Here is a 26,897-nt window from a genome sequence, read left to right on the forward strand (position 1 = left end):
TGAGACAAGACTTATTGTAATCAAAAATGTTTCTGCGATACTTTGAATAATTAGACGTTAGTGAACTATTTTTACGGTGAGGAGCAATGCTCCACAAGATGGTTTCCTTATGAAGCACGCTTCTCATTTTGCCGAATAAGAAACAACGCTTCGTAAGAGTATTTCCAGCCGAAGGCTAAGATCTTTATTCAATCCTTAGATGTATGACTCCGTCGAATAGACTTAAAAATCATCTTTAAAATGTAAAAGTAATTCTACGTGCGTAACATCATTTAAAATCCCAAATTTTCTATTTAAAACTTAGTCATTTCTTAAGACCACCAATAGCGCAAAATGTGGAAAAAAATCGGTGCTGAAAAGCAGATGGAATCAATTCGGTCGAGCATGCCACCATGGCCTTGGATAAGTTGTCCCCAATCTTTTACACCACGATCGCGTTTAATGGCTGACATGACAAGACCACCAAAGAAACCGAATATACAAACAATAAAACCAATACATGCAGCCTGTAGATAGCTAAAGGGTGTAAGCCATGACATAGCAATGCCTAATGCAGTGGCTAAAGCAATGCCTCCGATTAATCCTTCTACGGTCTTAGATGGTGAAAGTATCGGTGCGACTTTGTGTTTTCCAAATAGCTTGCCACAGACATATTGTAAGACATCGGAGGCTTGTACCACCATGATCAGCCAGATCGCTAGCCAAATTTTTTCACCTTCAAATCCGGGAAGTTTAAGATTTAATAGCGCAGGCACATGCGAAATACAGAATACGCTGATCATCAGACCCCATTGAATTTTTGAACTGCGCTCTAAAAATCGCGTGGTATCTTCGGCTTTAAGTGTAGCAATAGGGATAAGAAGAAATACATACAGCGGAATAAAAATAGAATATAGCCCGTACCAGTCGATATACACCAAGTAATATTGGTATGGAATGACAAAATAAAAAGCGATCAGCAACGGAAGATAATCACCGCGACGGGTTGGAAGTAAGCTGATAAATTCACGTAAAGCAAAGAGTGAAATCAACGCAAACAGCATCACAAAAGCAATTTTGCCTAATGAAATTGCTACACCAAGTACCAACAGCATGACCCACCATGCATTGATCCGTGCATTTAAATTGTCGATAACTGGTGCAGGTGCATAACCCGCTTTAAATTTTAGTATTGAGCCAATGGTTGAGGCAATAATCAAAATAACTGCAAAAATACCAAACAATACATAGGTCATTTGCGCATTGGTGAATTCCATTATTGATACTCCAATGCTTTTAATTTGAGTAATTCGTCCTGAGCGTAGTTTAAAAACTCAGTTTTACTCTGTTCATTATGGGCTTCTAAAGGCTTACCAAATATAACGGTAGATAATAACGGCAATGGTATAAGAGCGCCTTTAGGCATGACACGTTTTAAATTAGAGATCCATACCGGTACGATTTCAACATCAGGAAATTGATTTTTGAGATGAAATAAGCCGCTTTTAAAGGCTAATAATTCAACGTCATCATTTAAATTTCGAGTACCCTCAGGAAAGAAAATAATTGAGTCACCTTGCGCTAAAACGGTTTTGATCGGTTCTAAGGGATCTTGATTTTGCTCTCGATTTCGTTGAATAGTGACGCCAGTAAACGTGTCTTGAATGAGAAAACGTCGAAAGCCATCTTTTAACCAATAATCCGAAGCAGCTACAGGACGCGTCTTTCGTCTGAGATCTGTCGGCAGTGATGACCAAAGCAAAATAAAGTCGATATGGCTATTATGATTTGCATAATAAATACGCTGTTTCATAACCGGTTTGCACCCGACCCATAGACTCCGCGCGCCCGTGAGCAGCCGCGCACCACGACGAGTGAGAAAGGCAATATAGCGAGCAATTGAACGGCTTAAAAAATTACCTTTCATTGGTGAGTGAGAATTCCCTGAAGTGTCTATTGGATTTGGCATAGATTCAAATTATTGTGAATTATTTATACAGTAAAAATATGCAGATGAATGCGATGTATTGCAAGCAAAGCACAAATATCTGCCATTTAAATAAAGCCAGACAACCTAATTCACGCAGCTCCCATGCGCGACCACATTTATTTGCAGGCATTAATTTTAAGTTGATTAAACTTAAGTCCAGCTCCTTGGTGGTTTGTTCAAGGTTTTGAGTTTGGCTGTATTCAGCGACAGTGGCTAAAAGTGCCGAATCAAATTTGATTCTCAGGCTTAAATAATGTTGTATTCCGAGCAAAACTAGACAAATTAATATATATAGCAAATCGAATAGCATCACATTGCCAAACTGGATGATGAGCGAGAGCGTGAGGATCGCTGCTACATAAGCTGAAATGAGCAATCCAGTGGTGGATTGTAACAACTTTGATAGCACCACAAGTTGTAAATTCATGGTGCAAGTCCTTTAAGTTTTAAACGATAAGTATTTAAATGTTTTATTTGCGGTGTTTTAAGCACAACCCAAGGACGGTTATGGCGAATAATCCGTAAAACATCTTCGACTGAATATTCAGGATGTTGTTTCAATAATAATGCGGCCACTACAGCACTACTTCGTGAATATCCCAAAGCACAGAAGACCAAGATGTTTTGTGCTTCATCATTGTTATTAGATTTCAAGAGTAGTTCTAAAGAATCTACAGCATGATGCAGCTGATTGGCCTGTAAAGGAATCAGGTCTAAACTCAAGTTTTGGGCATATGAGCACTTTGGATAAGTGGGCAATTCTGCGCAACAATCGAGTAAAGCATCATATTGTTGCATGACCTGTTTGGACGGATAGCGACCTAAATAAATATAACTCTGATTGATTTTGATGATTTTAGAATCTTCAGGATGGCGATAAGTCCAGATTCGGCTATTGATCCAAGCAAATACAAAGTAAGGCGCAAACAATATTTTTGCAGCAATGGTCATATCACCATGACTGAGTTTTTGAAAAAAATGGGGTCGATTGAATAAATATGCAAACGAAACTAAAAGCAGACTGCTTGCAGGATAGAGCAGCCAAAGCCACCAACCTTTTGCATGTGCGATTGCGCTACACAATAAGGCAGCAAACAGATAAAGGATGCCGATTTTAATGTGCTTTAAGCTTAGCCGACTTTGTTTATTTTGAACCCATGGCGCAGAGCCAGCCATCGGGAATAGCCATAAACATAAGGCACCGACCAATAAACCTGTTGGAATATCTATAAAATGGTGCTGCCAAGTGGTTAGAACTGAGAGACCAATCAAAAAGGACCAACCATCTACCAGATATTTTAGCTTACCTGTGCTATGCCGACGGAAAAAATCCCAAAGTATCACCAGTAGCACAATGTGCAGGGAAGGTGCTTGATTAAACGGTTTATCGAAGCCCATCAAGACATCAAACCATAGGCCGAAAAAACCTGTGAGTTCGGGGCGTTCAAAGCTAAAACGTAGCGGGAAAATTAAAAAGCAGCTGATTGAAAAGATTTGTGCCGAAAATAGTCGCAGGACATGTTGTTTTAATTCAAACTTATTCCAACAAAGTAATAAAGACAAACCATAGAACAGATCAATCGACCAATAAGGCACAATACTCCATGGCCAAAGTGGAATATATTTTTCCCATTCAAAGACGATAACAGGTACAGACGCTAAACCCGCAGCGTATTGATTGGCAAAACCATAACTTAAGAAGAAAAAAGGTGCCAGAAATGCCAAACACAGTAGGCCGTATTTCCATGTTCCTGTTTCCGTATCTAGTTTATGCATAAAATTGACCGTCCAAGCTTAAATTTTTTGTGCAACGGAAACGGTGAAAATACCAAACTCATCAATGACTTGATCGACTTTCTTGAAACCGGCTTGCTCAACCAAGGCATCCATTTCTGCTTGTGAGCGCAAACGCATGACCCATGCATCTCCTTGGCGATGTGAGGTCAGGGCACGGGCGATAAACTCTTGTTGCGGATGCAAAATTTGACCCGTGTAGATGAGATAACCATCTTTCTCAATGGCCTGGCTTAAGCCGGATAAGGACTGTCTAAGTAAATCATTATCACTAAATAATTCGTATAAACCTGAGACCACGGCTAGAGTGGGTTTAGGTTCAACACTGGCTAAAGAAGTGGTATCAAATGCATCCGCTTCTACAAATTTGGCAATCTGGCTTAAACCTCTTTGCTCAATCATTGCTTGACCCGCTTGTACATTGATCGAGCTATAGTCTCTGAGCAGAATAGATTCAGGATGCTCAGGCAGTTTTTGTACAGCATCTAAAATATATCGGCCATGGCCTGCAGCAATATCCATAATCCGTACCGCGTGTTGGGCATCATTTAACTTAGAAGCATATTTCGTTAATAGCGCTTCAATATTTTGTTTTCTAACGCGAATACCACGCCAACCAATCGCATTTAAATATTGTCGATCGATGATGTTACCAAGAGCATTTTGGCTTTCTGATTGATCTCGATAAACAAAATCTAAGGTGCTGCCAGAGTCATATCCTGTCTCTTCACCAATTTTTAAGCCCTTGGAAAAGAGACTACCAATTTTAAGATTTTGTTTGGTTAAGCTCCAAAATGCATGTTTTAAAGAATGTTTTGGAAGCGTTGAACTTAAGGTTTCTGCTACAGCACAGCTCGGGCCAATTTTATCGGCATCTAAAAGTTTAGGTGCGGAATAGGGTTGTTTAAAACATTGTTGAATAAAGCGATGGATTTTATCTATGGCGATTTTGCGATGTTTTTCACCTAAAGTATCATGATAAAAACCATCTAAGACGTGATATTCCTTCAATGGATGAGGGAGTTTTTGATAAAACGCCAATTGCGGTTTTTGATGCACCACGAAGTCAGATCCTGAACATAAGACTTGAGTAGGAACAAAAATATTTTGTGCATCTTTAACGATTCGATCTGAAGCTGCGTATAGCCCCAGCAGCATCCGGACTGAAATGGCCCGAGCGATTTTTGGGTCAGTATCATAACTTTGCGCACGTGCAGTATCGTGTGTCAACATTTTGGCTTTGACATAACTATTAATAAAAAAGTTGCCAGCGAATTTATTGAGAAGTGTTAAGCCAGGTTTTGCAAAAGGCACATAGAGTTTGATGTCAAATGCAGGCGAGGCAAGGCATAAAGCACGGATTTTAGGGGCATAATCATGCACCCATGTCGCGGCTAAAACAGCGCCAACGCTTTGAGCTACAATTGCTATATTTTCTGATCGGATTTGGTAAGTCTGTTCAATATGCTGAACAAAATATTGAATGTCATGAACGCATGCGGAAAAACTAGGAGCATCACCACGTTCACCTGGGGTATTGCCGTGACCTCGCGCATCCCAAGCGAAAAAATCAAAATCAGGCAAATTCAATTCATTGACCAAATGCGCCATTCGTCCCGAATGTTCATGGCCACGATGAAATAAGATCACCGCTTTTTTCTTACGGTTGCTTTTTAAACTGCTATTTTCCCAATGTTGATAAAACAAGGATGTTCCATCATGGCTCGTAAAGGTATGCTGAGTATTGTTATACATTGTGTTGTTCTCAAAATAATAAATCGACTGACGATCTAAACTGAAATTTATTGTGGGTTGATAATGCTATTTTTAATGCGGTTATAAATCGTGATAAATAATAAAAAGATGATAATAATCAAAATACTATTGCAAATAAGAGACAATGTATTTAAACCGAAGTTAAATATAGAAGAAGTCACGATCACGATACAGATGATGCTAAATACAAAAGCGCGGTCACTTTTTCCCATTGGGCCATCGTAACGACGTTCTTGACCCACTAATGGCGCCATCACACCTGTATATTCAGCAAGTATGGCGAGAAAACATGTTAAAATCAGCAGTTCAGCTTGAATAAAAGCAAAACAAATTAAACTAAAATAGAGTGCTGAGTCAGAAATCACATCACATAATTCATTATAAAAAGCACCGAGTTTGGATTGTTGGTTGAACTCACGTGCCAGCATGCCATCTATAGCATTGAAACCCATACGAATAAGCATCCATACGGGGAAAATCAACAGTAAAATACCAATACCGTTGTGAGAGAAATAGATATAAATAAAAAATGCCACAGCTAGCGAAATGAACATTGCCAGTAGGGTTACTTGATTTGCCGTAATACCAAGATGATGAAGTGATTTAACCAAAGGTCGAAGCAGTTTTTGAAATGCAGGTTTAAGTTGGTAGATCGAAGGCATATTATTGTTATAGCGGTATGATTTGCATGAATTTTATACGATTGATGCTTAACTTAACAAGAATTTGAATGTTAAAGATTGTCACAAGGCTGACGATTCGGCTGTATAACGCATTAAATTTTCTTGTGTGGTGCTTGCGACTAATTTTCCATCTTGCCACATTTGCCCATGACTAAGCCCACGTGATTGCGAGGTTCGAGTGGTATTCATGTCATAGAAAATCCAATCATCCACCCGAAAGGTATGATGAAAATACATCGAATGATCAAGGCTAGTTGCGATGAGTTCAGGAGACAGATAATTTAAACCATGTGTTTTGAGCGCCGCAGAATATAAATTATAGTCTGAATAATATGCTGCAATGGCTTGATGTATATGAAGTTGGTCAAATTGGGCATCTAAGGCATCATGGAGTTTTAAATATTCTGCATATTGATTTTGATTTAAGACAGAAGCTTGACCGGACGGTGGCAAATCTGTCAGCACGTATTCAATTGGTTTAGATATAAGCTGAAAAGGCTGTAAAAATGTGGATAGATATTCAGGTGAAATAGATGATTGGATTTGCGATTTATAGAATTGCTCCTCTTTGAGCATACTTGGTGGAAACTGTTGGATCAGATCTGGTTCGGGTATTTGATACTCCATACCCGTTTCGTTTTTCATATAGGACAACATCACCATATATATTGGTTTGCCATGCTGTATGGCGGTCACTTGTCGTGTAGAAAAACTATGGCTATCACGTAAATTTTCGACTTTAAATAATACGGGATGATTTGCAAGACCCGCAGAAATAAAGTTGGCATGTAAAGAGTGGAGTGGGAGTGTGCAGGTAAAGGATGCACTGACTATGCTCTGAGCAAGTAATTGCCCACCAAAAATATGGTCACCAAACAGAGGTTTGCTCTGTGCCAAAAAGTAGCCCTGATCTTTGGGCACTACAGATAATAATTGGATGAGGTCTTAAGTCAGCGTTGTCATATTTTTTTGAAATTTTTGCTTTATTTAAATGTATTCAACTCAAACTTATTGCACAAGTCATGTTCATGAAAAATATAAAAGTGTTCGCCGGTCTTTCTAGAATAGGCTTATAATCGAGTTTTCCTAGTTGTCCGAATGGAATGACGAAAAAGCAATGACACCTGCATGTAAACTCTTAAAATCTAATAAAATCGACTTTACAATTCATGAATATGACCATGACCCAGAAGCAAAAAGTTTTGGTTTAGAAGCTGCGGAAAAACTTGGTTTAACTGTCGAAGAAGTCTTTAAAACATTGATGGTTACGGACGATAAAAATTACTTTGTTGCCGTATTGCCAGTGGAATATCAGCTGAATTTGAAAAAAGTGGCCACAGCATTTGGCTGTAAAAAACTAAAAATGGCAGACCCAAAGGATGCAGAGCGTTTAACCGGTTATTTGGTAGGTGGTATTAGTCCAGTTGGACAGAAAAAACGCTTAAAAACTGTGATCGATGCTTCTGCACAGAACTTAGCTAAAATCTATGTGAGTGGTGGTAAGCGTGGTTTGGATATTGGTTTAAAACCCGAGGATTTAGCAAAAGTTTTGGGTGCAAATTTTGCTGATGTGATAGATGTTTAAGTGCGGTTTTTGACTACTTAAATTTAAGTGAATTTAGAGGGAATACCTTCCACTTCAAAATCTATAAAATAACAAAAGCCGCATTAAGCGGCTTTTTGGTTCGATGTCACATCTTAATTGGGGATATTTGAAGGAGAAATCACACATGAATATTCGAACTCTCCGGGTTTAGTCTCTTTAAGTAAGTTTTCCCAAGAACTATTCTTTGTTTTAATCCAGCCGTAAATATCTTCATAAAATTCAGGATTGAGATTAGCTTTTTGAATATATGATTTATTTAGAAGAAATTTAGTCATCAAACACATTGAATTCAGCTCAATTGGATTTCTATTTTTTTCTAAACTAAAATTATTTTTAGCTTCAACTTCGTATTTTCTCAGCATAGTTGCTTTGAGTAGTGTTGATTTAAATAATTCCATAGTTAAATCATTAGGAGGTGTTTGATTCGCTAAGGCAAAGAGATTTCCATCAATTCTCAACATAGACGGGAAAAAATTTGCCTGTACATCTAATTCTTGCTGAGGAGACGGTGAAAATTTACATCCTGTTGTTAAAATACTGCTAAAAATGAGAATACTTATAAACTTTAAAATTTTGATATACATCTAGGTGAATTCCTTGTTCAGCTAAAACTTTTAACATTTTAATCTTGGTTAATTCGTATTTTGTACATACTAATACGGCTCATTTCACTTCAACTGATTATTTATAATTTGGAAGTTCTAGCTAAGACTACACTTTTGTTGTTTCGTTTTTAGCTTTGAATAACGAAAATGCATGAAGTTGCAGAAGTAGAATTTAGTAAAACTTCATGTTTAGAGGTTAATTCATTAATAGTTCTTAATTATATTAAACGTAAAAAATACCTATAAAAAATAGGTATTTAAAATCCAACTAAAACAGTTGTATTTTAATTTAAAAGCTGTAATTTAAAAGTGCGATCTAATAAAGAGACAACAAAATGCCTTATTCAAATACTAAAGCGATTATTGAGCAAATCTATAATTTTGTATTAGAAAAACATGGTTTAGCTTCTAAAAGTCGATTTATGCAGTTATCGATCTTCTTTAGAGAATTGCATGAAGGGGATGAGTCAAAATTTACCGCAGATAGGTCTTTTTATTACAAAGGAATCTTTAATAACAGAGAAAAAAGTATATTTGCGAATGCTGCGCCAGACTTTTTTGATAAGCACAAATTTTTGGATTGGGTTGTTAAATCAATTGATTGATTTCAACCAAATCGTTGGAGTACATAATTCATGCTGTATAACCAGTCTGAATAGAAGATATAGATCAGAAATCAGTAGGTGTTTGTTATGAAATACATGCTAATTGGCAATAAGGATGTATGGCCAGTATGGTGTTAGTAAAGTCTTCAATGATTAAAATTTAACTGCACATTTCGTTCCTTGATTTAAATAAAAGCTTGGTTAAAAGCAGAATATAAAAAACCATGTAAAAGACATGGGTTTTTAGTTTAAGTTGCATAATGTGATAATTCGGCTAAAAAATAAGCAATATGATTTATTTGTTCAATGCTAAATGAGAAAATTATCATTTAGTTCCATTTCAGAAAATTGTATAAATAAAAACAGAAAAGTTCATATTAAAAAAATTAATTTTTAAATACATAGAGATAAGACCAAATTTGCAATCCTGTAGCAAATCTTCACAAAAATGCAATTATTAACAATAATGATTATCATTAGCATGGTTTCACGCTGGCCAGCGTACTAAGCATTACTTGCACAGTTAAAGAAACATAATTACATGACAAAGCTTGAAAAAGCTTAAAAATAGAGGATATGGTCAGATGAAAGAGCTTGCAAATCGCTTGGCGATGCAGCATCTTGTCAATGCATACTCACAAGAAACCGGTAAAGGTATTTTGCTGGAAAAGTATCAACAGAATTCATCACAATTGACGTTTAGCCAAGGCTTGACGTTGTTATGCATCCCCTTAGATTGCATACAATCACAGTTATTTGTACCACTATCTTATGTCAGCCTTGTTGGTAGACATCGTCTTGCAGATATCCCATACATTTTTAATAAAGGACAGAAACAGTCATTTAGTATCACCGCGATAGCGAGTTTATTACTTGAACAGCTCGTACAAGAGTCAGGTCATACACTGGATGCTTCATCATTATTAGAGCGTTGGATCGAAAGTCGTGAAGCGCTAACTCAATTTTTGACACTGCGTGAACATGATTTTGAGGCTTTAGTCCAAGCGGAACAAAGTTTCATTGAATCGGAACAAGCTTTAATTTTAGGGCACAGCATGCATCCTGCACCGAAAAGTCGGGTCGGTTTTGTGCATGAAGATTGGGAAAGGTATTCGCCAGAAGCCAAAGGTCTCAGCCAACTGCATTATTGGTTGGTAGCTCCAGAATATATTCAAGAAGGTTCAGCTTTAGATCAAGCTGTATCAGCGCAATTGAAAAGCGAATTGCAATGGCATTTATCAGAAACTGATCAAGCACTACTGAATGCCTATTCACATTATAAGTTATTGCCTTTGCATCCTTGGCAAGCACGTTATTTACAGTCAAAAGTATGGTTTAAAAACTTAAAAACCAAATTAAAAATTATCGATTTTGGCGAGAAAGGTTGGGCATTTTCACCAACAACTTCGGTACGGACTATGGCAAGTTTTGCAGCGCCGTGGATGTTAAAACCATCACTATCTGTAATGATCACCAATTCAATCCGAGTCAACCTTGCCAAAGAATGCCACCGTGGTGAAATGACCCATAGACTGTGGCATTCAAGTCTCGGTGAACGTATTTTACAACAATGCCCAACGCTCAAAGCGGTTAATGATCCTGCGTGGATGGCATTGAGCATAGATGATGAAATCGTCGAAGAAACTATTTGCATCTTCCGTGATCAGCCTTTCAGTGAAAAGCAGCAGGTGAGTTGTATTGCATCATTATGCCAAGATCATCCTGCACAGCCGAAAAACCGTTTTAATGCATTATTTGAACAAATAGCAAAACAACAACCTGAACTTGATCAAAGTACCATTGCAATCAATTGGTTTAAACAATTCTTAGCTATCAGTCTAAAACCACTGATGTATTTGTACCATCAATACGGAATGGCTTTTGAATCACATCAGCAAAATGTCTTACTTGAGCTTGAAAATGCAATGCCTAAATATCTATGGCTGCGTGACAATCAAGGCTTTTACTATATTGAAGAACTAGCAGGTGAGGTCTTAAGCGCATTTCCAGAGTTGCAAGAAAAAGCGCATGCCGTGGGTTCCAAAGCTTTTGTCGATGAGCGCTTTAGCTATTATTTCTTTGGTAATACTTTATTCGGCATTATCAATGCAATTGGTGCAACTGGATATGTCACAGAGCAAGTGTTGATATCGATATTGCAAAATGAACTGTTGGACTTACATCGGGCATATCCAGAAAGTTCATTGATTCATTCATTACTTTATCAGCCGACCTTGCCGTATAAGGGTAATCTGTTGACGCGCTTGTATGAGCTGGATGAATTGATTGCCCCAGTCGATCAGCAATCGGTTTATGTACAGTTGCCAAATCCTTTATGTGTGGAACAGAAGGATGTGCAATATGCTTGATTTTATTGGGATAGGCTTAGGGCCATTTAACCTTAGTTTGGCGAGTTTGCTACATAAGCAAAATCATTTGCAATATCAATTTTTTGAAAAGAAACCACAGTTCGACTGGCATGCGGGTATGCAATTGCCCAATACAGTGCTGCAAGTGCCGTTCATGGCTGATCTGGTTTCCATGGTTGATCCAACCAGTCCTTTTAGTTTTTTAAATTACTTAAAGGCGCAGCAGCGTTTATACAAATTCTATTTTTTAGAACAAGCTCAGATTCCTAGACGTGAATATAACCATTATTGTCAGTGGGTTGCAGACCAACTAGAGCATATTCAATATCAATCAACCGTAAAAGCCATTTATGCCCAAGAGCAAGGCTTTGAAGTCATGGTCGAGCAAGATGGACGTTTTAGACGTTATCAATGCCGAAATTTGGTCATTGGTTCGGGTAATGTTCCGCATTTACCACAGTGTCTAAAAGACATACAACAGCAATATCCGGAGCGCTGCTTACATTCTGCAAATTATTGCAATGCAGCGTTAAATCACTTGAAAGGGAATGTGGTTGTACTGGGATCAGGCCAGTCTTCGGCCGAAGTTTTTATGGATCTGTTTGATCGTCAATATTTGCAGGATCAGACGACAACAGCGCAGTTTAAATTGCATTGGCTGACACGCTCAAATGGGTTTTTCCCAATGGAATATGCACCACTTGGATTGGAGCATTTTAGTCCAGATTATACCGCGCATTTTTATCAACTGAGCCCTGAAAATAAAGCCGAACTATTGAAGCAACAAAGTTTGTTATATAAGGGCATCAGTGCAAAAACCATCCGTGATATTTACCAAAAACTATATCACCGGAGTATTGGTCAAAATATTCAACAGACGCATTTACATGCTCAGGTGGGTTTGGTCGATGCCGAGCCTCATGGTGCGGGCGTCCGTTTGCAGTTTCAGCATAAAGTCACGGCAGAACAATTCTATCTAGATGCGGACTTTGTCGTGGCTTCAACGGGATATCACAGTCCAGAGTGGCAATATCTCAAATATCTAAAACCACTGATTCAATGTGATGAATTCGGTCGCTGGAAAATTAGTCAGGACTACCGCGTACAGCATGACGCTGTCGGTGAAATTTTTGTTCAAAATCAGGAAATGCACAGCCACGGCGTAGGAACACCAGATTTAGGGCTGGGTGCTCACCGTGCAGCGGTCATTGCTAATCAATTATTGGGTTTTGACTTATACGATTTAGGCGATCAAGCACAAAGTTTCCAACATTTTTCACCCAGTGAAAATACTGAAATGCACAGTATGGGCATTGTGAAGAAATCAGCGCCAACCAATATCCAAAGACCTTTATCCGTTAAAAAAACCATTGCCAACTATGCAATGAACCGCAATACGACCATGCCGAATAAGCAAGAACAGAATACGGTTAAACTCGAGAAATTATAATGACATTTGCAAAATTAAAGATAAATCAAACGCAGTGGCGCCGTGCAGGACAAAGACTGATTGAAATGGCGATTGCTGAGTTTTTATATGAAGAAATTATTCAGATTCAGCAAGTGGAAAATAACACTTGGCAACTCAAACTGGATGATAAAACGTATCAATTTGAAGCGACTCAGTTTCTGCTTGGGCATTGGCGTATTGTTGAAGGGAGCGTTCGAGAGTTAAGTGAATCGACAACAGAGCCCGCATGGAATCTGCATGAATTTATTCGTGCTTTTTCAAATCAAGCTGAGGTGAAACCATTTACCAAGGCATATTTGATTAAAGAAATGAACAATACATGGTTAGCAGAAGCCCATGTTTTTGATGAACAGCGATTGCTGAGTCATGCTGTCTTGTCAGCGCCACACTATCAAATTGAAGGCATGTTACGTGGACACCCATGGCTTATTATGAGTAAAGGCCGTATGGGCTTTGGCTATGATGATTATTTAAGCTCCGCACCAGAGATTTCTCCAACGGTCAAAGTTCTGTGGTTAGCTGTTCATCGTGATTTAGCTAAGTTTCGTTCGACCGAGGCTTGGGATGCGCAAAGCTTATATCGCCATGAATTAGACTCAGGACAATTACACGATTTTCAACAGCAATTAGCGGACAATGCCTTAGATGCTGCTGAGTATTTCTTTATTCCTGTACATGCGTGGCAATGGCATCAGTGGTTAATCCCCACCTATGCCAATGAAATCGTCGATCAGCGCATTGTAGAGCTGGACATTGGACAAGACGACTATGTGCCAATGCAATCAATTCGTACTTTATGCAATACCAGTCATCCTGAACGTCATTATGTAAAGTTACCTGTCAGTATCTTTAATACGGCGGTCTATCGAGGTTTGCCTTCAAAACGAAATTTGGCTGCACCTGCGGTGACCGCTTGGCTGAAGGACTTACAACGTCATGATGCAGACCTGCAAAAAACACAGGTAGCATTTTTGGGTGAAGTCGCAAGTCTCACTTTACAGCAGCCGTGTTTTGATCAGATAGACGGTGCGCCTTATCAATTTAAAGAATTGTTTGGTTGCTTATGGCGTGAAAGTGTAGAGCCTTACATCGGTGAACATCAGTTAGCGCTTTCCCAAGCAGCATTGTTGCATCGAGATCTAAATGGTCAGTCTATTTTATCTGTGTTGATTCAGGCTTCAGGTTTGACGCCTTTGCAATGGCTGAAGCGTTTTGCTGAAGTCTGCGTAACACCACTACTGATTTGCTTATACAAATATGGTTTGGCTTTTTCTCCACACGGTGAAAACACCATGTTAATCCATGAAAATGGTCTACCAAAAAAAATGGTGCTGAAGGACTTTATTGATGATGTCAATTTAGTTGATGAAGATTTTCCTGAACTCGAAAATTTACCACCTGAAGGGCAAATTTTACTGCGTCATCCTGCTGAAGAACTTAGTCACTTTATCTTTACAGGTTTGTTCATGGTGCATTACCGCTATATCTGTAATGTCTTCCTTGAAGATTATCCAGAGTATACAGAACTTGAGTTTTGGCAAATCATCTCCAGCGTGATCGACGAATTTCATCAAGCACATCCTGAATGGGCAGATCGTATTGAAAAATTCAGCATGTTCCGTCCACGTTTCGAGAAAATTTGTCTGAACCGCGTCCGACTGTTTACCACCAGTTATAACGACGAAGCAGAACGACCAGTACCTGTATTTTTAGATCCAATTGCAAATCCTGTGAGTCCAAGCACGTTAAATCACTGGGCAGAACAACAGCATACTGCTAAGCAAAAAATGACAACCAACCGTATTGCGTCATAAGCAGATTTTTGAGCTAAGAATAGAAAAGATTAAACAAATTTAAAGGACGAGATCATGACAACGTTATCACGACAACTACCTGATTTTTATGAATACTATGAGAATGAGACGCAATACTACTTACGACAAATGCAATATCCAGAAGATATGGCTTTGGTTCATAAATGGATGCATGAACCGCATGTGATTCCACAGTGGCAACTCAATAAGTCAGAAACTGAACTAAAAGTGTATTACGAAAAAATGCTGGCAGATGATCATCACCGAATTTTGATCGTAGGGGTAAACGGTAAAGATGTGGGCTACACAGAGATTTACGAGGGAAAACGGGATCGATTAGGTTTGTACTACGACGGTGACGAGCTAGATCTAGGTTGGCATTTGTTATTTGGTGAAAAGTCCGTTTTTGGTAAAGGCTATTTACGTCCCGTCATGCGTTTATTGAGTTTTTATATCTTTGAAAATGCCGCATCAGCCAAGATTGTGGGAGAGCCTGATCATAGTGTGAAGCCTTATGCCGTCGTAGTTGAAGACATGTGCTATGAAGCGCAGCGCTTAATCCCAATGCCTGAAAAGACTGCCATGTTGTATTACTGCTTTAGAGAAACTTTTTATGCAAAATTCGGTCATTACTTAAACGACTCCAAGGCATTTCAGCATCAGCAACTAGCTAAGGCGGTGTCATGAGTTATCGCTGCACCCACATGCACATACTGGACATGCGCTTTTCAGCGCATGTTTCAGTGGAAGAGTTTGAACAATGGTTGACTCAAGTTGAGCGCTTTTTTCTGAAAAGTCAGCCCTTTGTTTTGGTTATGCAAACGGCTGAGGGAACAACTTTTCCTGAAGAATATCGGCAAATACAGGCCGTTTGGTACAAGAAGTTTAAACATCTCTTTTTTCAATATTGTTTGGGTCTGGTGCGTATTGCGCAAGATCCAGATGACTTCAAACGTTTAAATACACCCGCGCTGCATGCAGCGTGGCGTGTGCCTTATTACGTTTCATTAGAACAGTCTGATGCGCTGCAATGGGCAGTGCAGAGGTGGATATGCAACAACACTCAAGAAAATTAAATCATGCAATTTCACCATCTCAAATTTCAGTCCTGAGTTTGAGCGTCGTGATTATTTTGTACTTAGCACATGCATTGCCTTTGTATTTTTACAATGTGGCTTTGCCTGCCATTTTACGACATCAAGGGGTAGATTTACGCTGGATCGGCATGTTATCGCTGCTTTATATTCCATGGGCATTCAAGTTTTTTTGGGCGCCTTGGATCGATCAGCTCTATGTCAAAAAACTCGGTAAACGTAAAACATGGCTGTTGTTTACGCAAATCGCATTGGTACTGGGGGTACTGGTTTTAGCCTTTACGCAGTTTTCTTATGGGCTGACTTTATTTGTCATTGTTGGTTTATGGATTTCAACGTTTGCGGCAACGCAAGATATTGCGATTGATGGTTATACCGTAGAGAAATTTACCGAAGGCAATTACCGTCTGGGCAGTATGGCACAGAGTATTGGGGTGGCCGTCGGTAGTATGCTTGGTGGCGCTGCAACTTTATGGATTTACCAATATTGGGGTTGGCAGTCAGCGCTCACAACTTTAGCGCTGCTGACATTTTTAACCATGTTTGCTGTGTTTTTTATTCAAGAAGAACCACAAACTCAAATTGCAAAAGCCAAACCAAGCCTACGACAAGCGTTTAAACGACCTGAAATTCGTTGGGCTTTGCTGCTCATCGTTTGTTATCGCGTGGTGGAAGCACCCGCTATGGCGATGCTGAATCCCATGTTGATCGACCAAAAATGGTCACTGTCTCAGATCGGGGTGTTGATGTCTGTGGTCGGTGCCGGTGTCGGTCTGATTGCAGCTGTTAGTGCAGCTGTATTGCTGAAAAAAATCAAAGCGACGCAATTGTTAGTCTGGGCAGGATGGTTACGTACATTGCTATATGCCGTCATTGGGGCAGCCGTTGTATTGGGATGGTTGAATCAATGGCATCTGCTTTTAGGTGTATTTGTCGTGTTGATGCTAGCCATTCGTTATATCGCCATGACATCACTCTATGCCTATTTCATGCAGACCAGTTCTAAAGAACAGGCGGGTACCGATTTCACTATATTAGTTTGCTTTGAATTGCTTGTGTACTTCATTGGCGGCGCATTTTCAGGTTTTCTCGCAAAATCATTAGGCTATGGACATTTTTACTTGGTATTGGCAATCGGCTCAGTAATCAGTGTCTTACTTAGTCAACGCATTGTTTTAAAAACACAAAATTTAAAAACTCAAACTCTTCCGACTCAATCGGAACTCTAAGAAATGGAAAAGAATATGAAACGTTTAGCTCTACCGATGCAACTGACTTGTCTCAGCTTAGCAATTTGCACTCAGCTTTATGCGCAAGACGTCACGACAGACACTGCACAAAATACAGCAGTTGAAACACAAACTACAGAAGCTACTAAAATGGCACCGATTGTTGTGACGGCAACCCGTTCTGCGAAAAGCATTGCCGATATTGCGGGTACGGTGTACAGCATTCCTAAAGAAGAAATTGAAAAACAAGCCAATGCAGGTAAAAGCACAGCCGATATTGTCGGTTTATTGGTGCCATCACTGACTCCATCGAGTGGTACAACGTCTAACTATGGGATGACCATGCGTGGACGTGTGGTGCAATACATGATCGATGGTGTGCCGCAAACGGGATATCGTGATGGATCTCGACAACTGGCAAGTATTAGCCCGTCGATGATTGAACGAATTGAAGTGGTCTCAGGTGCAAGTAGTATTTATGGTTCAGGTGCAACAGGCGGTATTATCAATATCATCACCAAACGAGGTGGATCTGAGCCGCTGAGTTTTGAAACGAAAGTCGGTGTCACTTCTGGTAATAATGTTAAGTCTGATGCGCTAGCTTATGAAGCTGCACAAACCATGAACTTTAATCAAGGCAATTTACGCGGAACTTTAGGTGCAAGCTATACCAAACGTGGTGAAATACAAGATAGCCATGGCAACCGTATTGGGCCTGAGATTGCGCAAACAGACCGTCAAGATACCGACACCTTAGATCTAAATGGTCGTGTCAGTTGGAAAATTGCCGATGGTCAAACGCTGAGTTTCGGTGCGCAATATTATAATGATGAGCAAGATAGTGATTATGGACCTGACTATGGTCCAAATTTAAATGCGCTGCGCTCACAGCCCGTGGGTGGCAAGCTGCCGTTGTCATTAAATGCAGTAAAGGGCTTACAACTTACTGAACAACCACAAACTGAACGTTATAGCGTCAACGCACAATATGAAAATCAAGATATTTTAGGCCACCGTCTAAACGCTGAAACCTATTATCGAAATGAAAAGGCGCGTTGGTTCCCATCTGCACGTCAAATGGCACCTGAACTTTTCTTGGTGTATCAGTCAGAAACCGATATTGATGTGTTAGGCGCACGTGTTGCTCTACAAAAAGATCTTAACTTAAATGGTCGTGAACTGGGGCTAACCTATGGTGTGGACTATGAAAATGAAAAAGATCAACAAAATATCCAAATGTATGACAGTGCTACATTTATTCAAAGTAATGGTCTGAGTTATCAGCCGTTTAACTATTATGCCTTTGGCCCTGATGTTGAAACAGAAAAACTTGGGGTATTTGCCCAAGCGCAATATGAATTAACCGACCGACTAGGCTTACAAGCCGGCATTCGCCATGAACGTGTAGAAAGCGATGTCGATTCATCTGTGCCTTATATGGAAGCCATAACTGCAGATTTAACCCCAGGTTATGTGGCGAAAACACTGAATGGCGGCAAAGTAAAACATGATGCAACGCTGTTTAATGTTGGCGCGGTGTATTACTTAACAGATGTACAGCAAGTGTTTGCCAATTTCTCACAAGGTTCAAACTTGCCCGATGTGCAACGTATGCTGCGTGATGTGCCAGCAAATTCTGTGATTAATAGCCAAACCATTGACCCGATTAAAGTCAATAACTATGAGCTCGGTTGGCGTGTACAAAATGCCGGTGGTTTAAATGCAGGAGTGACGGCTTTTTATAATGACTCAGATAAAAGCCTGAAATTTGGTGCGCCGAATTACACCATTGATGTTATTGATACCGATGAGCGTATCTATGGTGTCGAAGCCAATGCCAGTTATCAAGTTCAACCAAATTGGACGGTTGGGGGCACAGTTGCATATACCACGGGCCAATTTAAAAATACCCAAGGTGACTGGCAAGAGTTGGATGCTATTCGTGTAGCACCTTTAAAAGGAACAGCATTTTCAGAATGGCAATTTGATAATGACAAGAGCCTACGTGTTCAAGCTTTAGCGATTGGCGGTACAGACAAAGCCCAAAAAGGCGCTGTGAAATATGGATATGCTCCAGCAGCGGCAATTAAAGGCTTTGCAACGATGGACGTGATTACCAATGCAAAAGTAGGACCGGGTAATGTGGGCTTTGGTGTCTACAACGTGTGGAATACGGATTATAAGTCGGTATACAGCCAGTCGGTTGAAACTGTCTATGGCCCAATTTCTAGCCTAGCAGCTCAAGGTCGTACCTACGGTTTAAGTTATACGGTGAAATACTAATTTAAATCCTGAATCGGGTTTAAAGCACGGTATCGTGACTTACAAAATAGAGGTGGCTTAAGTCACCTCTATTGTTTATAACGTAGCCATTAAAAATGGATAACAAAAATAATGGATCGAAATAACAAACTGTTTATTGCCGCCAGTCTTGCCAATGGTGCAAGTTTCTCGATGATATTGCCGCTGTTGGCGCCATTGGTTCGTGAGTTAAAACTTTCTGAATTACAAGGTGGCGCGATGGTTTCCGTCGGTGCGCTGCTGATGGCCATCGGTGCGATTTACATTTCAAAAAATCAATCCAAGTTTTCGATTTATCAACTCTTGAGTATCGGTTTTGTGGGCATGGCAGTGACATGGGGGCTATTTACAGCCGTGTTGATGTATGGCCTTACTGTTCATATAGGGATGTTGCTGCTATTTAGTTTATTAATGTTGTCACGCGCAGCCACTGGGGTATTTATGGCGATGCCACAGATTGCCTTGCAAACTTATGTGATGACTCGTTTTAACAATGAGCAGCAGCGTTCACAAGCAATGTCAAAATTCGGTGCATTAAACAGTGCAGGCGTGATCATTGGTCCATTTCTAACAACCTTACTGTTGGGCTTTGGTGGAATCATGACGCCGCTTTGGGCAGCAATTATTATTTTAGCGTTGATTTCTGTGGTCTTGGTATTCAGCTTTGACCGACATACAGAACAGCATAGCGTTGAAAAGTCAGTAACTGAAAAGCATGAGTCACCATCTACGGATTTGAGCATTCAGCAATGCTATCCATGGTTAATGTTGGGATTCAGTCTCTATCTTGCCATCGTGACCGTAAATTTAACGGCAGGGTTTTATATTCAAGACCGCTTTAATATGACTGCTGCAGAGGGTGCAGTGCATTTTGCAGAGTGTTCTCTCGTCGTGGGTATCGCTTTGGTGGTTATGCAAACGCTGATTTCTAAATATTTAAATTGGTCCGTATATCGCTTACTGTGGGTTGGGCTGTTTAGCATGGCAGTAGCCTTGCTGATTTCGGTTTTCACCAATGAATTACGGATATTTCAAGCCACGTACCTGTTATATGGTATATCGGTTGCGTGTTTAATCCCTGCATTTACAACGGGTGCAGCGCAAACGGCGCCCAGTGCGTTACAGACCAAGGTGGCAAGTTGGTGTACAGCCACTCAGGCTTTGAGCTTTGTTGTCGGGCCACTGATTAGTACGGGTTTATATCAATGGCACAAAGAATTTCCGTATTATTTTTTATTTTTAGTGATGCTTGGTTTAATCGTATTCTTTTTATTTCAAATCAAAACTCAAACCGTGAAGCGAGTAACTGAGTGAAATATGCAGAGACTTGTATACTTACTTCAATAGGTCGGTGTGAAGATAGGACTATCCTGACAATAGTGGGCTTTGATTACATGATGTTACTTGATCGGTGATTGATCTTACAAAATAGATGTTTAAAGCAAGCACTTTGATTAAAAAATAATCACAATTGTTTCATTAATTCTCAAAGTACTGAATCAATAGTTTTCTCCGTTATTCTTTTCACATAAAAAAATAACGGAGGTTAAATGCTTAAATTTAATAATGATTTGGTTCTGGGCGCCATTTTTGATATGGATGGAACAATGTTTGATACTGAACGTTTACGGTTTCAAACATTGAAACAGGCATCTCTTGAATTGACCGGTGTTGAGTTTTCCGAATCGTATCTGATGAATTGTTTGGGGCTAAGTGCACAAAGCGCGCATCGATTGGCCCAAGCCGAATATGATGAAAACATTCCATACGCAGATATTCGCAAACGCGCAGATGAATTAGAACTGGAGCATGTTCGTCAGTTTGGTGTACCGATCAAAAAAGGCTTGGTTCAAGTATTAGAACGCTTACGCAAGTCAGGACTGAGGATGGCCGTGGCAACATCGAGTCGCCGTGCAATCGCAGAAGAATATCTCATCAATGCCAATGTGTATAAGTTCTTTGATGTCTTAGTCTGTGGCGATGAAGTTGAAAATGGTAAGCCACATCCTGAAATATTTATGCGTGCTGCCGCAAAGCTGAATTTAAATCCTGCTGATTGTTTGATGTTTGAAGACTCGGAAAATGGTGTGACTTCGGCCTTTGAGGCTGGCGGTATTACCGTACTGTTTAAAGATATTAAATCGCCCAATCAAAACATGCTGGCCAAAGCCAAATATTATTATGAATGTATGTATGACTGCTTGACGGAACTTGACCCGTTCACCGCGCATTTAGAGATGCCACAGGTGCAAGAGGCTTTTCCACAAACCCTTAATCAGCTCACTGTTGGTATTCATGGTTTTGGGGCGATTGGTGGTGGTTATTTAGCACAAATTTTGTCGCATTGGGATGGTTATACTCGCCCGAAAAAAATCTATGCTTCGACACGTAACCCTTTATATCGCTCTGCGGTCAATGCATTTGGTACCTACTGTATTCGCTATGGTCAATTGTCTTATGACGAACGCATTGAAAACATGGCAGTCATTGATGCTGAAAATATTCAGCAGATGCAAGAGATGTACACAGAGTCAAGTTTGATTGCCATCTGTTTGCCTGAAAAAGCGATTGCAGAAGAGGCCAAAACCATTGCACAAGGCCTGTATGCACGACATATTGCACATGATGAGAAAGCCATCGAACCTCTAACGATGCTGATCATTTTGAACAAAGTCGGAGCAAAACAATTATTAATGTCACATTTAAAACAGGCTTTAACTGAGCTTGCTGGAGCGGTTGTTGCAGAGAAAATCATGCAACAACACTATTTTTGCGATACCGTGGTCAACCGCATGGTATCTAAGTTAAGTGACCAAAACTTATATCGTCAGCTCCGTATAAAATATAATATCTTCAAACAATTTCAATTAGATGAAGTTGAAGTGGATGCTCAATTAGACTTAGAGGATGCGACGAAATTAAATCCTGATCAGGAACGTCAAGCCACTTTATATGTTGAGGATATGCGCCGAAATTTCCACCCAAGTCATATATTGCAAAGCATGGATTTAATTTTATTTAACGCAGAATCTGACATGCCGATCTATGTAGAAAATAACAGTCCTTTGTTAGAAAAAATGCGTCAAATGATTTTGGTCGATCATATTGAAGATATTCAGCTAATCAAAAATCGCTTATGGAATGGCGTACATGCCATGTTGGCTTGGCAATCCGCACTGTTCAATCATCAAACCATAGGTGTGGCAATTGCAGATCATCGTGTTGATCAATTTATGCGTGAACTCATTGACGAGGTGAAGGCTGGTTTAGCACGATGCTTACCTAATCGTGCTTTTGATTTAACACGACTGGCAGAAAGCTTTATAAACTCTTGTGAACATGCGTATAAAGATCCATGTGCGCGTGTGGCACGAGATCCTTTACGTAAACTTGCAATTAATGAACGAGTGTTGGGCTCGTTGGCGACCAATGTGAAATATGGACTGGAGACAAAGCACCTACAGCAAGGGATTGTCTATGGTTTGATGTATGCCGTGAGTGTAAATCAATGTTCGATGGATCAGGTTATCAACTTTATCCAGTTGCAATTTTCAGAACTGAAAAAGACAAACGAGCTTGAACAACTGGAACGTATTGAACAGATTGAGGCCAATGTAATGATACAGTTGCAGCATTTTTCTGATCAGTCCACAGAGCAGTTCACATCTTGGAAAAACCATGCTGTAACGCAAGATCAGAAAGATACTGTGAAATTTGCCTAAAATATAATGCTTATCTGTGCGCAATGTATATTGAATCAAAATGCTGAGTATGACTCGGCATTTTTTTCTTACAAAGAAGCTTTAGATGAATGAATTTCAGCTTTAAATGAATATTACTAAATCAAAATTGGGCAAAGTCTGTTTTGATTCATGCTTTAATAAAGCAGATTAAATTTAAAGTGATTTATCTGTGTTTTTAATACCCTCAATGCAAGTCGTACCGACGCTCAATCAGGATTATCCCGATTGGCATCAAGGTCGTCAGCACTATGCTTTGTGGTATATAGAAATACAGGATCCTGAATTATTGGCGTATCTCTCAGCACTTCGAGCGCAGTTTTCAGATCTTTTATACACGCCAAATACGCGCCAATTTCATATTACCGTGTTTATTTGTGGCTTTATTGAAGAGTTAAATAAAGCCCAATTAATCGATGATTCTGAACAACGATGGAATGATAATTTCTCAGCAGATGAATTGGCACTGCACCAACAACAACTTCGACAGTTATCGCTATCTAATATTCGGTTACGTACAGGTCAGATCAATAGCTTTCAAAGCGCGTTGTTTATTGAAATTGTGGATTTAGAGCGTAAGTTAGAGCATCTACGTCAAGCTTTGAATTTAACTTCGAATGAAATTGCACCAATCGAATATTGTCCGCATATCACATTGGGCTTGTATAAACAGGCATGGTATAGCGATGATATTTTTGAAAGAATCCAACGAATTGAACAGCACAGCTTTGATTTTGAAAGCGAGCAGCTGACTTTTGGTCATTATCAGGCTCAAGTATTACAAGGGGCGTTGAGTCCTTTTTATCAACATCAGTTCAGACTAAATATAGAGATGGCACAGTCATGATTCATTTCATTTTGGGTGGGGCACGTTCAGGGAAGAGCCGACTTGCAGAACAAAAAGCCAAAGAAAGTGCTCAAGCCGTCATCTATGTGGCTACAGCACAAGCACATGATGAGGAAATGCAGGAGCGAATTCAGCATCATCAAGCTGACCGTCCTGAGCATTGGGGGCTGATTGAAGAGCCTCTATATTTAGCCGACCGCTTAGTTGAAATAGACCAAGCGCATCAAACCATTCTTATCGATTGTTTAACGCTGTGGATGAGTAATGTATTGCTGCATGAACAAGCAGACTTTCAACAGCATCAATGCCAAAAATTACTTACGGTGCTGCCAACATTAAAGTCAGACATTATTTTAGTCAGTAACGAAACTGGACTAGGCGTTGTTCCCATGGGACAAATCAGTCGAAAATTCGTCGATGAATCTGGGCGCTTACATCAACAAATTGGTCAAATTGCTGACCATGTGGTGTTTTGTGTTGCAGGTTTTCCAATAATCTTAAAAGGAGATAAAGCATGAACTGGTGGCAAGAACCCTGTCAAAATCCGAGTATCGAAGCTAAGCAACAGGCGGTAAATCACCAGTTACAGCTAACTAAACCTACGGGCTCGCTTTCAGAACTTGAAAATGTAGCGGTGCAACTTGCATCATTACAAAACACAGATCAGCCCAATATCGATTTCCCATGGATTACCATCTTTGCAGGTGATCATGGCGTGATGGAAGAAAATATTTCGGCCTACCCACAAGTTGTCACACGCCAAATGTTACAAAACTTCACGACCGGTGGTGCATGTATTAGTGTCATTGCACGTGAGTATCAAGCCAAACTACAAGTGATTGACTGTGGTTCGGTAGGTGACGCTTATGAATATGCAGGGGTAGAGCGTTACTGTATTGCAGCGGGTACAGCAAATTTTGCTAAAACTGTTGCGATGACCGAATCACAATGTATTGAAGCGATGAATCTCGGCCGTAAAAGTGTTGAAGATGCTATCGCTGCAGGTGCGTCAATTTATGTCGCAGGGGAAATGGGCATTGGCAATACCTGTTCTGCTTCTGCTGTTGCATGTTTTTTATTTAATGAGCCGGCCGAAAAACTGACAGGTGTTGGTACAGGTATTCGTGCTGAACAATTGGCACATAAGAAACAAGTGATTGATCAGGCCTTGGCTTTACATCAGGACTATGTCGGCCAAGATGTCTTTAAAGCCCTATGTGCTGTTGGTGGCTTAGAAATTGCCGCGATGGTTGGAGCATACATTCGCTGTGCGCAATTGGGGCTAGCAATGGTCGTGGATGGATTTATTAGTACGGTTTCTGCCTTGGTCGCTGTTCGTTTAAATCCTGCTGTACGTGAATGGATGCTTTTTGGTCATCAATCGGCTGAATATGGGCACCAACGTTTACTTCAAGCCCTTGAAGCTGATCCACTTTTGAAGTTGAATTTACGTTTAGGTGAAGGCAGCGGTGCCGGTGCGGCCTTGGGTTTAATTCGTTTGGCATGTCGTTTACATAACAACATGGCGACTTTTGCACAAGCTGCTGTGATTGGTGAAAAAGTTTAAATGGAACATTTCCGTTTAGATATATTGCGTCATGGTGAGACTGAACTAAGCCATACCTTACGTGGCTCTACAGATGATGCTTTGACGCAAAAAGGTTGGCAGCAGATGCAGCAGACCATAGATGATGTATTGAACGTCATACATACACACGGTTTAGCGAGCTGGGATGTCATCATCACTTCTGACTTACAGCGCTGCCGTTTATTTGCTTTAGATTTGTCTCAACAACTTAAATGTCCAATGTTTGAAAATGCGAAGTTTCAAGAAATGCATTTTGGCGATTGGGAAGCGGTATCAACCAAGCATATCTATGAAAACACTCCAGAGTTACTCGCACAGTTTTGGCAAAGTCCCAGCACATTTACGCCACCGAATGCAGAAAGTCTTCAGCAATTTCAACATCGGATATTAAGCGGTCTAGATGAGCTAGTTTTGCAGGCTCAACAGCATCATTGGCACCGCGTTTTATTGGTTTCCCATGGCGGCGTGATTAAATTATTAAAATGTATGGCACAGCAAAGTCACTTAGATGATTTATTAAAAATGACTGCCGAATTGGGACAATTAAATTCATTCATTGTGCAAAATCGTGCAAATATTCGTCTTTTGGAGCAAAGTGAATGACACCTTTTTGGATTGCTCTACAGTTTCTCACGACTTTTCCGATTCAACTTAAAGCGATGCCATCGAAACAGCAAAATGGACAGTCTTTATTGTTTTATCCAGCGGTGGGATTGTTGATCGGTTGCATTCTTGCCTTGCTTGCTTTTATATTTCACAGCCTGCCGATTATCTTACTCAGCAGTATTTTGCTGGTAGTTTGGATTTGGCTCACAGGTGGATTACATCTAGATGGTTTAGCTGATACGGCAGATGCGTGGGTCGGTGGCTTTGGTGATGCCGAGCGTACACTTTACATCATGAAAGACCCTGCATGTGGGCCGATTGGTGTGTTGAGCCTCCTCGTGATTTGCTTACTGAAATGGTCGGCACTTTATGTTTTGCTACAACAGCAAATGTATTTGGCATTAATAGTATTTCCAGTCTTGGGTCGTTTAGCCCCTTTATTTTTGTTTTTAACAACTCAGTATGTTCGCGAAAAAGGCTTAGGCTCATCGATAGCAGCAACTATTCCACGAAAGTCGGCATACCTAGTCTTTATACTCTGCCTAAGTGCATGTTTGTATTTTAGCTGGACTGGAGTGGTCAGTATTCTTACATTTATTTGTACTTTATTGTATTTACGATGGAAATTTATTCAGCGTATAGGTGGTGTGACAGGAGATACAATTGGTGCCGCGATTGAAATCACAGAAGTGTCGAGTCTTTTAGCGTTTGTCATAGCAATACATTATTTAGCTGTATAGTTTTACAGATGAAACAGTTTAAATCATCATTTAAAAAGCCCAGAGACTGCACTGGGCTTT

24 protein-coding genes are annotated in these 26,897 nt (G+C 40.0%); 16 read left to right on the forward strand and 8 right to left on the reverse strand.

Translation table 11 applies throughout. The annotated features are described in order from the left end of the window. Window positions 1-311: 311 nt before the first annotated feature. The 7 genes from FTT92_RS09020 to FTT92_RS09050 form a co-directional block, all read right to left on the reverse strand. Window positions 312-1,256, reverse strand: a complete 945-nt coding sequence (locus FTT92_RS09020; RefSeq protein WP_180171921.1) for a phosphatidate cytidylyltransferase — start codon at window positions 1,254-1,256, stop codon at window positions 312-314. Beyond that, window positions 1,256-1,906 carry a 1-acyl-sn-glycerol-3-phosphate acyltransferase gene (locus FTT92_RS09025; protein ID WP_180023981.1) on the reverse strand — a complete coding sequence of 217 codons (651 nt, stop codon included), beginning with the start codon at window positions 1,904-1,906 and terminating at the stop codon, window positions 1,256-1,258. The genes FTT92_RS09020 and FTT92_RS09025 overlap by 1 nt, the downstream gene beginning before the upstream one ends. A gap of 61 nt (window positions 1,907-1,967) precedes the next feature. Then, entirely contained in the window at window positions 1,968-2,396 is a 429-nt protein-coding gene (locus tag FTT92_RS09030) for a hypothetical protein (protein WP_078193856.1), read from the reverse strand. Next, on the reverse strand, window positions 2,393-3,745 hold the full coding sequence (locus FTT92_RS09035) for a phosphatase PAP2/dual specificity phosphatase family protein (protein WP_180171922.1): 1,353 nt from the start codon (window positions 3,743-3,745) through the stop codon (window positions 2,393-2,395). The genes FTT92_RS09030 and FTT92_RS09035 overlap by 4 nt, the downstream gene beginning before the upstream one ends. An 18-nt stretch (window positions 3,746-3,763) precedes the next feature. Beyond that, complete coding sequence (locus FTT92_RS09040) at window positions 3,764-5,518, reverse strand: bifunctional alpha/beta hydrolase/class I SAM-dependent methyltransferase (RefSeq protein ID WP_180171923.1); 1,755 nt, start codon at window positions 5,516-5,518, stop codon at window positions 3,764-3,766. Window positions 5,519-5,565: 47 nt separating this feature from the next. After that, window positions 5,566-6,201: a CDP-alcohol phosphatidyltransferase family protein gene (locus tag FTT92_RS09045; RefSeq protein ID WP_180102006.1), complete on the reverse strand. Its 636-nt coding sequence runs from the start codon at window positions 6,199-6,201 to the stop codon at window positions 5,566-5,568. An 81-nt stretch (window positions 6,202-6,282) separates the two neighbouring features. Then, complete coding sequence (locus tag FTT92_RS09050) at window positions 6,283-7,119, reverse strand: acyl-CoA thioesterase II (protein WP_180171924.1); 837 nt, start codon at window positions 7,117-7,119, stop codon at window positions 6,283-6,285. Window positions 7,120-7,339: 220 nt separating this feature from the next. Here FTT92_RS09050 and ybaK point away from each other — a divergent pair, with 220 nt between their 5' ends. After that, window positions 7,340-7,807 carry a Cys-tRNA(Pro) deacylase gene (gene ybaK, locus FTT92_RS09055; RefSeq protein WP_180022788.1) on the forward strand — a complete coding sequence of 156 codons (468 nt, stop codon included), beginning with the start codon at window positions 7,340-7,342 and terminating at the stop codon, window positions 7,805-7,807. Window positions 7,808-7,920: 113 nt separating this feature from the next. Here ybaK and FTT92_RS09060 read toward each other — a convergent pair whose 3' ends face one another. Further along, the gene (locus tag FTT92_RS09060; protein WP_180171925.1) at window positions 7,921-8,412 is read right to left on the reverse strand and encodes a hypothetical protein; all 492 of its coding nucleotides are present in this window, start codon (window positions 8,410-8,412) and stop codon (window positions 7,921-7,923) included. 356 nt (window positions 8,413-8,768) lie between these two features. Between FTT92_RS09060 and FTT92_RS09065 the strand changes: the two genes are divergently transcribed. The 15 genes from FTT92_RS09065 to FTT92_RS09135 all read left to right on the forward strand — a co-directional run bounded on the left by FTT92_RS09065 (window position 8,769) and on the right by FTT92_RS09135 (window position 26,837). Beyond that, the gene (locus FTT92_RS09065; protein WP_180023592.1) at window positions 8,769-9,038 is read left to right on the forward strand and encodes a hypothetical protein; all 270 of its coding nucleotides are present in this window, start codon (window positions 8,769-8,771) and stop codon (window positions 9,036-9,038) included. 584 nt (window positions 9,039-9,622) lie between these two features. After that, entirely contained in the window at window positions 9,623-11,407 is a 1,785-nt protein-coding gene (locus tag FTT92_RS09070) for an IucA/IucC family siderophore biosynthesis protein (protein ID WP_180171926.1), read from the forward strand. Next, complete coding sequence (locus tag FTT92_RS09075; RefSeq protein ID WP_180171927.1) at window positions 11,400-12,857, forward strand: lysine N(6)-hydroxylase/L-ornithine N(5)-oxygenase family protein; 1,458 nt, start codon at window positions 11,400-11,402, stop codon at window positions 12,855-12,857. Before FTT92_RS09070 ends, FTT92_RS09075 begins: the two co-directional genes overlap by 8 nt. Next, the gene (locus FTT92_RS09080; protein ID WP_180171928.1) at window positions 12,857-14,692 is read left to right on the forward strand and encodes an IucA/IucC family siderophore biosynthesis protein; all 1,836 of its coding nucleotides are present in this window, start codon (window positions 12,857-12,859) and stop codon (window positions 14,690-14,692) included. The genes FTT92_RS09075 and FTT92_RS09080 overlap by 1 nt, the downstream gene beginning before the upstream one ends. Before the next feature lie 54 nt (window positions 14,693-14,746). After that, the gene (locus FTT92_RS09085; protein ID WP_111884324.1) at window positions 14,747-15,379 is read left to right on the forward strand and encodes a GNAT family N-acetyltransferase; all 633 of its coding nucleotides are present in this window, start codon (window positions 14,747-14,749) and stop codon (window positions 15,377-15,379) included. Beyond that, the gene (locus FTT92_RS09090; protein ID WP_078190999.1) at window positions 15,376-15,768 is read left to right on the forward strand and encodes a hypothetical protein; all 393 of its coding nucleotides are present in this window, start codon (window positions 15,376-15,378) and stop codon (window positions 15,766-15,768) included. The genes FTT92_RS09085 and FTT92_RS09090 overlap by 4 nt, the downstream gene beginning before the upstream one ends. Next, entirely contained in the window at window positions 15,744-17,015 is a 1,272-nt protein-coding gene (locus FTT92_RS09095; RefSeq protein WP_257231662.1) for an MFS transporter, read from the forward strand. Before FTT92_RS09090 ends, FTT92_RS09095 begins: the two co-directional genes overlap by 25 nt. Window positions 17,016-17,030: 15 nt before the next feature. After that, a complete protein-coding gene (locus FTT92_RS09100; protein WP_180171930.1) occupies window positions 17,031-19,298 on the forward strand; it encodes a TonB-dependent receptor in 2,268 nt (755 codons plus the stop codon). A gap of 111 nt (window positions 19,299-19,409) precedes the next feature. Continuing rightward, window positions 19,410-20,630: an MFS transporter gene (locus FTT92_RS09105; RefSeq protein ID WP_180171931.1), complete on the forward strand. Its 1,221-nt coding sequence runs from the start codon at window positions 19,410-19,412 to the stop codon at window positions 20,628-20,630. Window positions 20,631-20,866: 236 nt separating this feature from the next. Beyond that, window positions 20,867-23,038: a bifunctional mannitol-1-phosphate dehydrogenase/phosphatase gene (gene mtlD / locus FTT92_RS09110; RefSeq protein ID WP_180171932.1), complete on the forward strand. Its 2,172-nt coding sequence runs from the start codon at window positions 20,867-20,869 to the stop codon at window positions 23,036-23,038. Between the two features lie 190 nt (window positions 23,039-23,228). Beyond that, on the forward strand, window positions 23,229-23,903 hold the full coding sequence (locus tag FTT92_RS09115; protein WP_180171933.1) for a 2'-5' RNA ligase family protein: 675 nt from the start codon (window positions 23,229-23,231) through the stop codon (window positions 23,901-23,903). Beyond that, window positions 23,900-24,421, forward strand: coding sequence for a bifunctional adenosylcobinamide kinase/adenosylcobinamide-phosphate guanylyltransferase (gene cobU / locus FTT92_RS09120; RefSeq protein ID WP_180171934.1), 522 nt, complete (start codon window positions 23,900-23,902; stop codon window positions 24,419-24,421). The genes FTT92_RS09115 and cobU overlap by 4 nt, the downstream gene beginning before the upstream one ends. Then, window positions 24,418-25,470 (forward strand): nicotinate-nucleotide--dimethylbenzimidazole phosphoribosyltransferase, encoded by a 1,053-nt coding sequence (cobT, locus tag FTT92_RS09125; protein ID WP_180115558.1) that lies wholly within the window; start codon window positions 24,418-24,420, stop codon window positions 25,468-25,470. The genes cobU and cobT overlap by 4 nt, the downstream gene beginning before the upstream one ends. Next, the gene (locus FTT92_RS09130) at window positions 25,471-26,094 is read left to right on the forward strand and encodes a histidine phosphatase family protein (protein ID WP_180171935.1); all 624 of its coding nucleotides are present in this window, start codon (window positions 25,471-25,473) and stop codon (window positions 26,092-26,094) included. Continuing rightward, window positions 26,091-26,837: an adenosylcobinamide-GDP ribazoletransferase gene (locus FTT92_RS09135; protein ID WP_180171936.1), complete on the forward strand. Its 747-nt coding sequence runs from the start codon at window positions 26,091-26,093 to the stop codon at window positions 26,835-26,837. The genes FTT92_RS09130 and FTT92_RS09135 overlap by 4 nt, the downstream gene beginning before the upstream one ends. Window positions 26,838-26,897 lie beyond the last annotated feature (60 nt).

The organism is Acinetobacter sp. YH12023, from assembly GCF_013420135.1.
GTDB classification, from domain to species: Bacteria; Pseudomonadota; Gammaproteobacteria; order Pseudomonadales; family Moraxellaceae; genus Acinetobacter; species Acinetobacter amyesii.

Excerpts from the sequence above, each read along its gene's own strand:
- FTT92_RS09020 (WP_180171921.1), bottom strand. The coding sequence starts at position 1,256 with ATGGAATTCACCAATGCGCAAATGACCTATGTATTGTTTGGTATTTTT.
- FTT92_RS09025 (WP_180023981.1), bottom strand. The coding sequence starts at position 1,906 with ATGAAAGGTAATTTTTTAAGCCGTTCAATTGCTCGCTATATTGCCTTT.
- FTT92_RS09030 (WP_078193856.1), bottom strand. The coding sequence starts at position 2,396 with ATGAATTTACAACTTGTGGTGCTATCAAAGTTGTTACAATCCACCACT.
- FTT92_RS09035 (WP_180171922.1), bottom strand. The coding sequence starts at position 3,745 with ATGCATAAACTAGATACGGAAACAGGAACATGGAAATACGGCCTACTG.
- FTT92_RS09040 (WP_180171923.1), bottom strand. The coding sequence starts at position 5,518 with ATGTATAACAATACTCAGCATACCTTTACGAGCCATGATGGAACATCC.
- FTT92_RS09045 (WP_180102006.1), bottom strand. The coding sequence starts at position 6,201 with ATGCCTTCGATCTACCAACTTAAACCTGCATTTCAAAAACTGCTTCGA.
- ybaK (WP_180022788.1), top strand. The coding sequence starts at position 7,340 with ATGACACCTGCATGTAAACTCTTAAAATCTAATAAAATCGACTTTACA.
- FTT92_RS09060 (WP_180171925.1), bottom strand. The coding sequence starts at position 8,412 with ATGTATATCAAAATTTTAAAGTTTATAAGTATTCTCATTTTTAGCAGT.
- FTT92_RS09065 (WP_180023592.1), top strand. The coding sequence starts at position 8,769 with ATGCCTTATTCAAATACTAAAGCGATTATTGAGCAAATCTATAATTTT.
- FTT92_RS09070 (WP_180171926.1), top strand. The coding sequence starts at position 9,623 with ATGAAAGAGCTTGCAAATCGCTTGGCGATGCAGCATCTTGTCAATGCA.
- FTT92_RS09075 (WP_180171927.1), top strand. The coding sequence starts at position 11,400 with ATGCTTGATTTTATTGGGATAGGCTTAGGGCCATTTAACCTTAGTTTG.
- FTT92_RS09080 (WP_180171928.1), top strand. The coding sequence starts at position 12,857 with ATGACATTTGCAAAATTAAAGATAAATCAAACGCAGTGGCGCCGTGCA.
- FTT92_RS09085 (WP_111884324.1), top strand. The coding sequence starts at position 14,747 with ATGACAACGTTATCACGACAACTACCTGATTTTTATGAATACTATGAG.
- FTT92_RS09090 (WP_078190999.1), top strand. The coding sequence starts at position 15,376 with ATGAGTTATCGCTGCACCCACATGCACATACTGGACATGCGCTTTTCA.
- FTT92_RS09095 (WP_257231662.1), top strand. The coding sequence starts at position 15,744 with ATGCAACAACACTCAAGAAAATTAAATCATGCAATTTCACCATCTCAA.
- FTT92_RS09100 (WP_180171930.1), top strand. The coding sequence starts at position 17,031 with ATGAAACGTTTAGCTCTACCGATGCAACTGACTTGTCTCAGCTTAGCA.
- FTT92_RS09105 (WP_180171931.1), top strand. The coding sequence starts at position 19,410 with ATGGATCGAAATAACAAACTGTTTATTGCCGCCAGTCTTGCCAATGGT.
- mtlD (WP_180171932.1), top strand. The coding sequence starts at position 20,867 with ATGCTTAAATTTAATAATGATTTGGTTCTGGGCGCCATTTTTGATATG.
- cobU (WP_180171934.1), top strand. The coding sequence starts at position 23,900 with ATGATTCATTTCATTTTGGGTGGGGCACGTTCAGGGAAGAGCCGACTT.
- cobT (WP_180115558.1), top strand. The coding sequence starts at position 24,418 with ATGAACTGGTGGCAAGAACCCTGTCAAAATCCGAGTATCGAAGCTAAG.
- FTT92_RS09130 (WP_180171935.1), top strand. The coding sequence starts at position 25,471 with ATGGAACATTTCCGTTTAGATATATTGCGTCATGGTGAGACTGAACTA.
- FTT92_RS09135 (WP_180171936.1), top strand. The coding sequence starts at position 26,091 with ATGACACCTTTTTGGATTGCTCTACAGTTTCTCACGACTTTTCCGATT.